Origin of the sequence: Streptomyces sp. NPDC090445, from assembly GCF_044769385.1 — a bacterium.
Taxonomy (GTDB): Bacteria; Actinomycetota; Actinomycetes; order Streptomycetales; family Streptomycetaceae; genus Streptomyces.
On sequence record NZ_JBIVXV010000006.1, the window covers coordinates 50,310 to 62,384 of the forward strand.

Annotated in this window: 12 protein-coding genes; 6 read left to right on the plus strand and 6 right to left on the minus strand. The window is 73.4% G+C overall.

What is annotated here, in order from left to right:
* Window positions 1–138: 138 nt before the first annotated feature.
* Entirely contained in the window at window positions 139–1,341 is a 1,203-nt protein-coding gene (locus ACIQUT_RS15325; protein WP_403563270.1) for an erythromycin esterase family protein, read from the minus strand.
* 58 nt (window positions 1,342–1,399) lie between these two features.
* Between ACIQUT_RS15325 and ACIQUT_RS15330 the strand changes: the two genes are divergently transcribed.
* Window positions 1,400–2,233, plus strand: coding sequence for a TioE family transcriptional regulator (locus ACIQUT_RS15330; RefSeq protein WP_403563272.1), 834 nt, complete (start codon window positions 1,400–1,402; stop codon window positions 2,231–2,233).
* Window positions 2,234–2,257: 24 nt separating this feature from the next.
* On the opposite strand, the gene ACIQUT_RS15335 is transcribed toward ACIQUT_RS15330, so the two are convergent.
* Entirely contained in the window at window positions 2,258–3,544 is a 1,287-nt protein-coding gene (locus ACIQUT_RS15335) for a phytase (protein ID WP_403563275.1), read from the minus strand.
* 373 nt (window positions 3,545–3,917) lie between these two features.
* On the opposite strand from ACIQUT_RS15335, the gene ACIQUT_RS15340 reads away from it, so the two are divergent.
* Entirely contained in the window at window positions 3,918–5,423 is a 1,506-nt protein-coding gene (locus ACIQUT_RS15340) for an FAD-binding oxidoreductase (RefSeq protein ID WP_403563277.1), read from the plus strand.
* Between the two features lie 236 nt (window positions 5,424–5,659).
* Window positions 5,660–6,049 (plus strand): hypothetical protein, encoded by a 390-nt coding sequence (locus ACIQUT_RS15345; RefSeq protein WP_403563279.1) that lies wholly within the window; start codon window positions 5,660–5,662, stop codon window positions 6,047–6,049.
* A 20-nt stretch (window positions 6,050–6,069) separates the two neighbouring features.
* Here ACIQUT_RS15345 and ACIQUT_RS15350 read toward each other — a convergent pair whose 3' ends face one another.
* The 3 genes from ACIQUT_RS15350 to ACIQUT_RS15360 all read right to left on the minus strand — a co-directional run bounded on the left by ACIQUT_RS15350 (window position 6,070) and on the right by ACIQUT_RS15360 (window position 8,964).
* The gene (locus ACIQUT_RS15350) at window positions 6,070–7,236 is read right to left on the minus strand and encodes a winged helix DNA-binding domain-containing protein (protein ID WP_403563281.1); all 1,167 of its coding nucleotides are present in this window, start codon (window positions 7,234–7,236) and stop codon (window positions 6,070–6,072) included.
* A 110-nt stretch (window positions 7,237–7,346) separates the two neighbouring features.
* Entirely contained in the window at window positions 7,347–7,841 is a 495-nt protein-coding gene (locus tag ACIQUT_RS15355) for a hypothetical protein (protein ID WP_403563284.1), read from the minus strand.
* 28 nt (window positions 7,842–7,869) lie between these two features.
* Window positions 7,870–8,964 (minus strand): MerR family transcriptional regulator, encoded by a 1,095-nt coding sequence (locus ACIQUT_RS15360; protein WP_403563286.1) that lies wholly within the window; start codon window positions 8,962–8,964, stop codon window positions 7,870–7,872.
* Window positions 8,965–9,063: 99 nt separating this feature from the next.
* On the opposite strand from ACIQUT_RS15360, the gene ACIQUT_RS15365 reads away from it, so the two are divergent.
* Window positions 9,064–9,729, plus strand: coding sequence for a maleylpyruvate isomerase N-terminal domain-containing protein (locus ACIQUT_RS15365; RefSeq protein WP_403563288.1), 666 nt, complete (start codon window positions 9,064–9,066; stop codon window positions 9,727–9,729).
* A gap of 52 nt (window positions 9,730–9,781) precedes the next feature.
* On the opposite strand, the gene ACIQUT_RS15370 is transcribed toward ACIQUT_RS15365, so the two are convergent.
* Window positions 9,782–10,258, minus strand: coding sequence for a nitroreductase/quinone reductase family protein (locus tag ACIQUT_RS15370; RefSeq protein ID WP_403563290.1), 477 nt, complete (start codon window positions 10,256–10,258; stop codon window positions 9,782–9,784).
* A gap of 173 nt (window positions 10,259–10,431) precedes the next feature.
* Between ACIQUT_RS15370 and thpR the strand changes: the two genes are divergently transcribed.
* The gene (gene thpR / locus ACIQUT_RS15375) at window positions 10,432–11,004 is read left to right on the plus strand and encodes an RNA 2',3'-cyclic phosphodiesterase (RefSeq protein WP_403563668.1); all 573 of its coding nucleotides are present in this window, start codon (window positions 10,432–10,434) and stop codon (window positions 11,002–11,004) included.
* Window positions 11,005–11,084: 80 nt separating this feature from the next.
* Complete coding sequence (locus ACIQUT_RS15380) at window positions 11,085–12,074, plus strand: hypothetical protein (RefSeq protein WP_403563293.1); 990 nt, start codon at window positions 11,085–11,087, stop codon at window positions 12,072–12,074.
* Window position 12,075: the final 1 nt, after the last annotated feature.

The window sequence follows — 12,075 nt, forward strand, 5'->3', positions numbered from 1 at the left end:
GCGAGACACTGAACGTGGCCCTGGCGTGTGCCGCCGCGTTCCAGGCGGTCTGCGCCGCACGATCGCGGCGCAGCTCGACGACATCGAGAACGCGCCCGAGGAGCAGCGGATACGCATCGCGCCGCCCCGGCGGGGTCGCTAGCGCTGCGGGACGTCCTTGACGAACACGATCCCGTCGCTGTCCGCCAGGTGGGCCGGGTCGAGCGGGGCGTAGCCGAACCAGGGCGATGTGCGGGGGGCGGGCGGTGTGTTGCCGAGGGCGGCGGCCAGCTGCCGGGCGTCGATGACGTACCGGTCCTCCGGCAGCGTGTACAGGAGTCCTTCGACGGTGTCCGGCGGCGGCGTGTCCACGCCCCGGTGCCGGATCGTGCCGAGGGTGGTGGCCACGAAGGCGTACTCCTCCCCGAGCCGGGTGCTCACCAGCGCGCCGGCACTCCACCACTCCAGCGGCTTCCCGCCCATCTGCATGGTGCTCTTCTGCCGTTGGAGATGGGCGTTGTGGGCGTGGACGATTGCCGGGCCGCGGGCGGCGACGGCGAGGAGGTTCTGCGCCATCATCCGGTCGCGCACGCCCACCAGCCGGGTCAGCCGGGCCGGTGAGGTGTCGGCCATCCAGTGGTGGTAGCGCAGCAGGCCGGTGGCGGTGCGCGCGTACAGGCACGCCCGGTCCCAGTCGTCCCGCGAGGTCGCCGCGAGGAGGTGCGGCGACTGCTCGTCGAGCAGCGCCGCCAGATCGTCGGCGATCAGCCGCAGCTCCCCGGCTTCGGCCGACCGGCCCACGGACCGGGCCGGGTCCGTCATCGCGGCGGGACAGGTCCACCGGTCGTCGGTGCCGAGCAGGCGGTCGAGTGTTTCCGCGGTGCAGGGGAGCAGGTCCGCGTCCACCCGGGCCGAGAGGTAGGCGTGGAGTGCGGTGAGGGCCTGCCGGGGGCTCGCGGCGGCGGTGATCTCCAGCGGGCCGTCGAAGCCGGCGAAGCGGACGTGTTCGGACGCGGGCCGGCCTTCGTTGTGGGCGCGCATCCAGCGCACGAGTTCGCGGTTGGCGGCGGAGGTGCCCCAGCCGTGGCTGATGCCGTGCTCCATGACCTCGTCGAGCGTGCCCGTACCCGAGGTGACGTGGTCGTCCACGGCCAGGCCCATCAGGCAGTCGCTCTCGATCGCGATCGTCCGGTAGCCCTCCTGCTCGACGAGCTGCCGGAAGATCTCGTTGCGCAGGTCGAGCAGCGCGTCCTCGCCGTGGGTGGGCTCGCCCAGGGCGAGCAGCCGGGGCCGGGCCGGGAGCAGCCCCATGACGGCGGCGGCGTCGACGGTGCGGGTGGTTTCCTTGATGTCGGTTGCCATGCCTTCAACGCTATCGTTGAACCTTCGGTGGAAACTTTCCCGCGATATTGTCGGCTGCATGGGGAGAAACCTTCAAAGCAGCGGGCGGCTCAGGCCGGTCGATCTGGCACGCGGGCACGGCCTGTCGACGCAGGCAGTCAGGAACTACGAGGAGGCCGGCATCCTTCCGGCCGCCGGTCGCACCCCGCACGGCTACCGCACCTACACCCCGCTGCACGCGAAGGCCCTGAGCGCGTTCCTCGCCCTGGTGCCCGGCCACGGCCACCGGACGGCGACGTCGATCATGCAGGCCGTGAACCGGGGCGCGGTCGACGATGCGTTGCGCATCGTCGACGAGAGCCACGCCCAGCTCCTCGACGACCGGCGGACCCTCCAGGCCGTGGAGCGTGCCCTCCGCGACCTGGAGCCCGCTGCAGCTCCCGGGCCAGCGGTGCGGTCCGGGCCCGCGGCACGGTCCGGGCCTGCGGCACGGTCCGGGCCTGCGGCACGGTCCGGGGCGGCCGCCCTGTCCGGGCCCGGCAGCGCGTTCATCGGGCCACTCGCGAAGAAGCTCGGAATCCGGCCCGCGACGCTGCGCAAGTGGGAGCACGCCGGGCTGGTGCGCCCGCGCCGCGACCCGCGGACCGGGTACCGCGTCTACGACGAGGCCGACGTACGGGATGCCCGGCTGGCCCACCAGCTCAGGCGGGGCGGCTACCTGCTGGAGCAGATCGCCCCGCTGATCGCCCACGTGCGGGCGGCCGGCGGGCCGGAGCCGCTGGAGGCCGCGCTGTCCGACTGGCACCGCCGGCTGTCCGCCCGCGGGCGGGCGATGCTGGCCGGGGCGGCCGAGCTGGAGGCGTACCTGTCCGCGAGCACGGACGGGACTCCGGCCGCCGGCCGCGGCGACTGACCGGAATGTTCCCCAACCCGCGCGCTAGTCCAGGGTGTTGAGGACGTCGCCGAGGTCGACGAACTTGAAGCCGGTGGCCTCGCGGTCGCCGTCGCCGGGGGTTTCCCGGCCGTCCTGGACGACGAGCAGGCCCTTCGGGTACCTGTCGCCGAGCGGCGCGTTGAGTGCGGCGGCGCCGTCGCAGACCTCCGAGCCGTCGAGGGCGGCCGAGGCCGCGGTGATGCGGAAGGCGCCCTCGTACTCGTTGCCCTCGTCGCGCTCGCGGTCGTAGGCGACGAACCGGTTGTCGCCCTGGCTGGAGGCCAGCAGGTACCCGTCGCCGTCGCGCCGGGTGACCAGGGTCAGGCCCTCGACGTCGGCCGACAGGTGCGTGCCGCCGTATCCGGGGTCGGCGCCCGGCCTGCATTCCTCGGTGGCCTCGTCGTACGCGCCGGGGACGCCGTACTCGCGGACCTTGTCCATCAGCTGCGGGGTGCCGGTGAGGTCCGCCTTGATCCGCCAGATGCCGACGTCCTCCTGGCCCGCGTAGAGCGTGCCGTTCGCCGGGTCGACGACCATGCCCTCGACCTGCGGCAGTTCGCCGGGCTCGGCGCAGGGCGCCCAGGTGGTTCCGTTCGGCAGCCGGAAGGAGGACGGGAGGTCCAGGGTGCGCACGGTGCGGTAGTCCACCGTGCCCGAGCCGGTCGTGACGAGCTCCAGCAGCGCGATCCGGGTGCGGCTGCGCCGGCTGACCAGGGCGTAGGACCGCCCGGTGGTCCGGTCCGTCCACGTGGCCAGGCCGTAGGCGGTGGCCTGCTCGTTGATCTCGCCCTGGTCGGCGGAGAACACGGGCCGCGCGCCGGGGTCGGTGACGTCGGTGAGCGGGCCGCCCGGCCGGTCGCGGTCGATCCGGTAGATCCGCAGCCGGTCGTTGCCGCGGTCGCTGACCACCGCGACGTCCGCGCGGGCGCCGCCGACGCGCAGGCCGTGCACGAGGTCGACGTTGTTGAACCGGCCGGGCGCGTCGTCGGCGCCGGGGCCGGCCGGGGCCGGAAGCGACTGGACCTCCTTGGCGTCCAGGTCGTAGACGCGCAGGCCGCCCTGCTTGGCGGTGGCGATCACCAGACTGCGGCCCGGATCGGCGGGGTTGCGCCAGATCGCCGGGTCGTCCGCGTTGGCGTCGCCGCCCGCCTCGTCGTCGAACAGGGCCCGGGTCTCGGCCTTCGGGTGGACGGCCTTGATGCCGTGCGCCTCGGCCGGCAGCGCGAGCGAGGCGGCGAGCACCCCGCCCAGGACGAGCGCGAGGGCCCGCCCCACAGGACGTGTCGTCATGGTCCTTCTCTCGTACGGGAGTTGGAATGGCGGGCGACACGCTCCCGCGACCGGGCGGCCGCACGAGGACCGATTGCCGACCAGGGGGTGAATTCGCCGGTACGCGCCGGTCGGCGAGCGTACCGCCGGGAGGGGCACTCCGTCGGCCGCCCCGCCTGTCCGGTGAACGGAAGTGCGTTGCCCCGCCAGGGCGGTCGTATCACCAGCCAAGCACATCGGGTGCATGCCGGAGCTACGGCGTCAGCCGCCTCGGGGTCGCGGTTCCGAGCGTGTCGACGCAGTCCGCCACAGTCACCCTTGCTACCGTCCGTTTCGCCCAAATCGCCTTCAAATGAACCATTCGCGCCTGCTGGTGGCCGAGAGGAAACGGACCATGAACGACTTTTCCCGCCGTAAACTGCTCAAGGCGACGGCGGTCGCCGGTGCCGGTGCGGTCGTCACGCAGGGCATCGCGGCCACCGAGGCCACCGAGGCCCACGGTGCGAGCATCGTGAACGACGCGTCCGGGAACGGAAAGTGCTCGCCGGCGAAGCTGACCGGCCGCATCGTCCGCCCCGACAACCCCGGGTACACGGACGCCCGCCTCGGCTGGGACCAGCTCTTCTCCCACTATCCGCTGGTCATCGTCTTCGCCCAGAACACCCAGGACGTGGTCAACGCCCTGACGTGGGCGCGACAGCACGACGTCGCGGTACGGGTCCGGAGCGGCCGCCACAGCCTTGAGGGCTGGTCGAACGTCGACAACGGCCTCGTGATCGACATCAGCGAGCTGAAGTCGGTCCGCATCGACAGCGCCGCCCGTGTCGCGACGGTCGGCGCCGGACTCAACCAGCTGGAAGCGGTGACCACGCTCGCGAAGCAGAACCTCGCGGTGACGACGGGCACCGAAGGCACCGTGGGCCTGTCCGGGGCAACGCTCGGCGGCGGATTCGGCTTCCTCACCCGCTGGCTCGGCATGGCCTGCGACAGCCTGATCGGTGCCGAGGTCGTCGTCGCGGAAGGCGCCGAGTGCGCCAAGGTGGTCAAGGCCGACCTGCACAACAACCCGGACCTGCTCTGGGCGCTGCGCGGAGCGGGAAACGGCAACTTCGGAATCGTCACCTCACTCACCTACAAAGTGGCCCCGCTGAAGAGCGTCACGTATGTGCAGGCCACTTGGGACGGGATCGGCGACCTGCGCAGGATCTTCGACGCCTGGCAGCGCACTGCGCCGTACACGGACGACCGCCTCGGCACCCAGCTCGAAATTCACCGGAACCAGATCCTGCTGTTCGCGGTCCTCGCGGAGGGAACACCCGCGGAGGCGAAGAAGCTGCTGGCCCCGATCCTGTCGGTCGACAGCCCCCAGGTGTCGGTGCAGGTGGGGAACTGGGGCGACGTGTACACGGGCTTCCAGATCCCGACCGCGGACGAACCCGCGAACTGGAAGTTCTTCTCGCAGTTCACCAGGAAGCCGTTCCCGAACAAGGCGATCGACGTGATCTCCTCGTTCATTCGGGACGCGCCCACGGACGACAGCAACTTCTTCACGCAGGCGTTCGGCGGGGCGGTCAGGAAGAGCCCCCGCGGCGGCACGGCGTTCCCGCACCGCGACGCGCTCTTCTACTCCGAGCCCGGCGCCGGCTGGGGGACCCGCTCCGACGTGCCGGGCGTCTGCGACCCGCTCACCCCGCAGGCCCAGGCTTGGATCGCCGAATTCAGCCAGGCACTGCGCCCCTACGTGGACGGTGCCTACGTCAACGTGCCGAACGTCGGCATGCAGGACTGGGAGACCGCCTACTGGGGATCCAACTTCGACCGACTGCGCACGATCAAGGCGGAGTACGACCCGCACAACGTCTTCAAGTACGAGCAGAGCATCCCGCCCGCGTCCTGCTGAACGAACAGTCCTGAGCCCCCTCGCGACCGGCGAGGGGGCTCAGCCGTGTTGTGCCGCGCGCGGCCGATCGGCGGTTCCGCCCGATCCCGCCCCGCCGGGCGGCTCCGGGGCTTTCGGGATGAGGGCGCAGGGGTTAAGACGTATCCATCATGACATATCTGACGGTATTTTCGTAGGGTGAACAGCACAGTCGATCCGCCTTGTTCGGGGGCTGTCGGTCTTTCAGAATTCCCTTCATGAATCACTCGGCGAATATCAATCACGATGCGGTGCTGCGGGCCAGGGTTTCCCTCCTGGGGTCGGAGAAGCCCACGGTCCGTCAGCGAGTCGCGGCCTACCGGGTGCTCGTGCAGGTCAGCCCGCTGGCGTACCTGTCCCGCCTGGCTGTCGACCTCATAAAGTACAGCAAGGAATTCGCCGACCGGCCCGAGATAGTACGGGCCTTGCGGACCGAATCCGTCGCGGCTGCGCGCCGCTTGTGCGAGCTGGAATCGGGCCGTCAGCGACTTCTCGTCGCAACGCTCACGGCGCTCCGGGAGCAGCTGGATCTCATGGACCGGAAGGAGGAGGCGTCCGCCGTGGCGAGGGAAATATCCCTTCTCCAATCCGCCTCCCGGGAGGCGTAGGGCACGGCGGCCGCGGCGGTTCAGGCGTGCGGTCCCACGGTGACCGGGCCGACCGTGAGCTCGGCCCGGCCCTCGAGGATGGCCGCCGTGCGTTCGGCCTCCGCCTCCAGCAGGCGCCGGGCGCGGGGGCCCAGCGGAGCCAGCGGCTCGACGGTGAGGACGACGCGGCGGCCCGAGCGGCGCTGGTGCCAGACCCCGGCGGCCACGCCGTCCACCAGCAGGACGGGGTGGTTGCCGGCCTGGCCGCCGGAGAGGGCGCGGGTGCGGGCGGCGCCGGGGAAGAGCCGCTCCCGCGGGCGGCCGGCCACGACGTAGGCGTCGAAGTACGGGAGCAGGCGCAGGCCGCGGGGCGGCCCGGCGGGGAAGTCGGAGAAGCCGGTGTCGCCTGCGGCCACCCAGGCGGGTACGGACTCGAAGGACACCTCCTCGATCCGGGCCCGGTCGGCCAGCTGCCGGAAGAGCCGGGCGGTCCACGGCTCGGGGGCGGCGAGCCAGCGGGCGAAGTCCCGGGAGGTGGCCGGACCGTACGCGCGCAGGTAGCCGTCCACGAGGGTGTCCAGGGCGGTCCGGGCCGGCTGCGGGGTGCACTGCGGGCGGGTGTAGGTCGCCTTGCGACCCCGGTCCGGGCCGAAGGCCAGCACTCCCCGGTGGGCCGCGGTGTGCAGGGCCTGCCGCCAGCGGGGCCACATGGTCCCGAAGGCGGGCATCACGGGATCGCCCGCCCACGGCCCGGTCCGGGCCACGATCGCCTCCGTCAGCTCGTCCGCGGTGAGTTCGGCGCCGGTGAGGGCGTCGGTGATCGCGGCGATCACGTCGTCGGTCTGCTCGGGCGTCATCCGCGCCGGCTCGGGCAGGCCGCCGCCCGAGCCGGGTACGGCGGCCAGCGCGCCGGTCCACCAGGGCAGGTCGGCAGCGCGGAGCAGGTGCACGGTGCCGCGGGGGCCGAACGTCTTCACCAGCGTACGGTCGGCCCACAGCGCGGTACGGACGTCGCTCCGGGTCACACCGTCCAGGCGCAGCGCGAGCGAGAGCTCCGCGGCGGAGAGGACCTGCGCGTGCGCCCCCATCATCGCGGCGGCCAGGTCGGCGATCCCCGCGGAGCCGACCGCCGGCGCGGGGCGGTCGAGTGCCTGCCGGGAGAGGCGGCGGGCGAGAGCGGCGTTCCAGGAGACCGGCGTCGGCGTCATACGGGCGAACCTAGGCGCTCCGCCGGCAGTCCGGTCACGAACCCGTGGTCCGGTGGGGGCGGGTCGCGCAGTTCCCCGCGCCCCCGCGGGGCGCGGACCCGCACCGGACTTCACCTGTCCCGCGCGCCGGTGTCCCGCCGGGTGACGGCCTCGGCCACCTCCCCGATGGCGGTGCGCAGCAGATTGCCGTACGGGTCCGGCCGGAGACGGGGGGCGTGCTCTTCGGCCGCCCTGATGTGCTCGGCGGCGGCGTCGAAGGATCCCAGGCGGCGGTGGTTGTCGGCGAGGTTGAGGTGCAGGGAGGGATGGAAGTCCTCGACGCGAAGGCCGGCCTGATGCTCCTGCAGGCGCTGCTCGGTCAGGGCGTCGGCGGCGTCGAGGGCACGGACGTCCCAGACCAGGGCTCGGGCCGGGTCCTCGTAGAGGTCGGCCAGGTGGTGCGCGAGGGTGCAGCGGTGCAGCGGGTCGCCGGTGACACCGATCGCGGACCACAGGCCGAGGAGTTTCCGGCGGGCGGCGGCCACGTCGCCGGCCTGGGCCTCGGTGACGGCTCGGCCGATGGCCTCCATGGTGGGGTCGGGGCTGGGGAGGGGAGTGGCGGTCATGGCGGTGGCTCTCGTCTCGTTCTCGGGGTCAGGCGGGGTGGTGGGCGGGGTTGACCGGCATGGCCAGGGTGGTGAGGTCGCCGCGGTCGGCGGAGCGGATCGTGACGGGCTGCTCGGGGCCTCGCAGGTCCAGCATCACGTCGGGGCCGATGGCGGTGCTGACGGCCGGGTAGAGCGTGGTCAGCCGGAAGGAGAGCCGGAGGGGCTCCCCCGTCACGGTGGCCGGGAGCAGGACGTCGGGGTGCCCGGGGTCGGGGTTCGCCGTCGGGACGTGCACGCCGCGGTCGGTCACGAGCAGCGTGATCGGCCCGTCGGGGTGGTTCTCCAGGGCACGCAGGAGGCGGTCTCGGGGGACGGTTGCGCGGGTGGTGGCCTCGGGCAGTGAGGCGAGCACCAGCCGGTGGTCGGGGAACGCGTCCGGCAGCAGCCGGCAGTGCCGGTCCTCCCGGTCGGGCATGCGGAGCCGGATGGAGTGCGGGGTCGCTTCGATGCGCACCAGCGGGCTGCGGCGGACCTCGGGGGCGGCGGCCCGCAGTTCGTCTCCGTCGACCGTGGCGGTCCAGGGTGCGGTCGCCGGTTCGGCGGGAACCAGGGTGCGGGTGGAGAGGCGGTAGCGGTCGGTCGCGGTCAGGGTGACGGTGTCCCGGTCCGCCTCGATGTGCAGGCCGCCGAGTACGGGCATGCCGGGTTCTCGTGCGGTGGCGGTCAGGATCTGCTCGACCGCGTCGGCCAGTACGGGGCCCTTCAGCGCGGCGACCGCCACGCCCGGCGCGTCGGCGAGGGAGGGCTCGATGAGGGAGGACTTGATGAGGACGGCTTTGCGTTGCGCCGCCACCGCGTCTCCAAGGACCTGTGCGACGTACTCATCGATCAGCCGGGACACCTCACCGGGACCGGCGTCGAGGACCGCCGCGACGGCGGTGAGGGGCATGGCGATCTCGCGGAGCCGGCGCAGCGCGGTCGCCCGCGCCACCTGGTCGGCGCCGTAGTAGCGGTAGCCGGAGGCCGGGTCGACCTCGGCCGGGGGAAGCAGTCCGGAGTCCGCGTAGAAGCGCAGGGCGCTGGGGGTCAGTCCACTGCGCCGGGCGAAGACCCCGATGGGCATCAGTTCGGAAGGCGGCATGCCGGCATCATGGGGTTTCAACCCACTCGAAGGTCAAAGCGGTTCGCCGCGGCAGGTGGGTGGGACGGCGGGTGGGCGGGCACGCTAGCGTGTGCGGCCGTGGATCTCTTCTCGCACTCGTGGACGGCGTTGCGTGCGGCGGTCGCCGACCTTCCCGACGAGGACTTCGCGCAGCCTTCGGGGTGCGCCGGCTGGCTCGTGCGGGATCTCGTGTGCCACCTGGTCATCGACGCCCAGGACGTCCTCATCACCCTCGTGACCCCTGCGGCAGCGGAGCCGACCCGCGACGCGGTGACCTACTGGGAGGTCACCGGCACGCCGCCGACCGGCGACGACCCGCTCGACGCGCTGACCGTCCGGCTGGCCGCCGCGTACGGGGAGCCGGGGCTGCTGAAGTTCCATCTCGACGACGTCGGCTCCGCCGCCGGCCGGGCGGCCGCTCTGGCCGACCCCGGCCTGCGGGTCCGTACGCGCGGCCAGGTGCTGACGGCCGGCGACTACCTCGCCGCGTACGTCCTGGAGTGGACGCTGCACCACCTCGACCTCGTCGCCCGCCTGCCGCACGCGGCCGGACCGCCCGCGGAGGGCCTCGCCCGGTCGCGCCGGATGCTGGAGCAGATCGCTGGGGCGGCGTTCCCCGCGTCGTTCTCCGACGAGGCCGCGCTGCGCGTCGGCACCGGACGGCGGCCCCCGACCGACGCGGAGGAGGACGGGCTGGGCGAGGTGAGCGGGCTGGGCGGGCGGCTCCCCCTCGTCCTCGGATGAGCGCCCGGCCTGCCCGGAGCCGACCCGACGGCATTACGGCATTACGGCAGGATCATGGCATTCGCTCGGCCGGTGCGGGCTCCAGGACCACCACCGCGGTCTCGGACGGCCTCAGGGCCGCGTAGGCGTCCAGGTTCCCGTCGATCTCGCGCCAGCGGGCCCACAGCCGCGACCGCTCGTCGCCCGTCGCGGCCCGGCCCCGTACCCGCCGGAGCCCGTCGGCGAGATCGACGGTCGCGTCCGGGTGCGCCCGGAGGTTGAGCCACCAGGCGGGCTCGCCCGCGCCCCAGCCGTTCATCGCCAGTGCGACGAGCCGGGGGCCGTCCTCCACGTACGCGATGATCACGCTCCGCCGCCGGCCGGTACGGCGTCCGGTCGTGGTCAGCCGCAGGGCGCCCCAGCCGCGGGCCCGCGGCCGCCACAGTCCGATCCGGCCGCCCAGGGCCCGGTACACGCCCCGGTGCAGGGACCAGACCAGGCGGATGAACCAGCGCGGCGGAAGCCGCGGCGTCTTCGTCCTGCGTCCCACGGACACGGCGACCTCCCGCTCATCCGGCCGACTGCGGCCCCGCCTCGCGGAGGACGATAGCCGCGGCCGCCGACAGCGGACAGGGGCTCGGCGCCGGCTCCCGCGCCGCATCCGCGGGGCGGGATGTGACGGAACCCGCCCGGACGCGGTACGAAGTCTCCGTGAACGAAGAGATGCAGGCCGAGACCATCCGCGTCTTCATAGCGCTGGCCCCGCCCGACGACGCGAAGGAGGAGCTGGAGCGGGAGCTGCTGCCCGCCTACGACGCGTACCCCCGCATGCGGTGGAACCGCATCGAGGACTGGCACATCACCCTCGCGTTCCTCGGCGAGGTCCCGGCCGCCGCCGTGCCGCTGCTGAAGCCGCCGCTCGCCGGGCTCGCGGCGGCGCGCCGGCCGCTGCAGCTGGGACTGCGCGGCGGCGGACACTTCGACGAGCGGGTGCTGTGGAGCGGGATCGACGGGGACCTGGAAGGACTGCACCTGCTCGCCACCGAGGTACGGGCCCTGGTCAGGGAGAGCGGCGTCCCCTTCCAGGGCCGGCCGCTGAACCCCCACCTCACGCTGGCCCGGTCCCGCCGAACCGATTCCTCCAGCGCCGTGGAGGCCGCCGCCCGGCTCGCCGGGTTCACCGGCCGCCGCTGGCCGACCGAGCGCCTCCACCTCGTCGGCAGCAACTTCGGCCGCGGCCCCGGACCGATCCACTACCGCGACATCGAGGCCTGGAGCTTCGACGGCACGGGCTGAGGCCCGTCCGCGGATGCGGCACCGGGAGGGCCGGGAGATCCTGGGGCCGGGGGCCGGATCCGTCCCGCCGGGAGGCCCGCGTGTCCCTCACCCGCGAACCTCCACGGCGGCGTCCACGGCATCCGCGGCATCCGCACGCGGCACTCGTCGCGCTCGCCTGCGCCGTCGCCGCCACGACCGTCCTGGCGGCACCGGCTCCCGCACACGCCTTCACCGGCGACAACCACGAGACGATCACCAGGTCGGCACTGCCCTGGGAGCCCCGGACCCTGAAGGAGATGGCCGACGCCCGCACGGGCGCGGTCAACGCGAACGACCGGGGCGACTACTTCAGGCAGGGCATCCTGCACTGCGACAACGCCGACTACCTCGCCCCGCGCCACGCCCCCGGCTACCCGCGCACCAGGGACGAGGCGACCACCGAGCTCCTGGCCTGCATCCGCAGCTCCGTGGCCCGCTTCCGCGCCGCCGTACGCGCCGCGGACGGGCTCGTCGACGCCGAGGGCCGCGTCAGCGCCCGCGCCACCGACCTCGGGACTCCCTGCCCCTGGGACGAGAGACCGGGCCGCGCCAAGTGCCACGTACTCGAACAGCTCGGCCGCGGCTGGCACCAGATCGAGGACTTCTACTCCCACAGCAACTGGTCCGACCGCACCACCGGCACCATCGGCGTCACCAACCCGCCCGGCCTGGCCCGGACCGCCATCGCCCCGTTCCTCGCCGTCGGCCGCTACAGCACCATGACGGACGCCGCCTGGACGAAGGAAGCCGCGGCCCTCGTACCCGAGGAACTCAGCACCGGCTGCTACCCCGACTTCGACTCCACGGGCAAGCGCCCGGCCGACTGCGACGGGCGCGTCCGGCACAACGGCGCCCTCGCCAAGGACACCCCGGCCGCGCCCCGCTCGGGCAACGGCAACTTCCGGCGCGCCACCGACCTGGCCGGCCGGGACATCGCCCGCCAGTGGGACGACTTCCAGGCCGCCCTGCGCGCCGCCTACCCGGGCCGCCGCGGCGAGCAGATGATCTGCGCCCTGGTCCACGACCGCCCCGCCACCGGCTGCCCCTGAA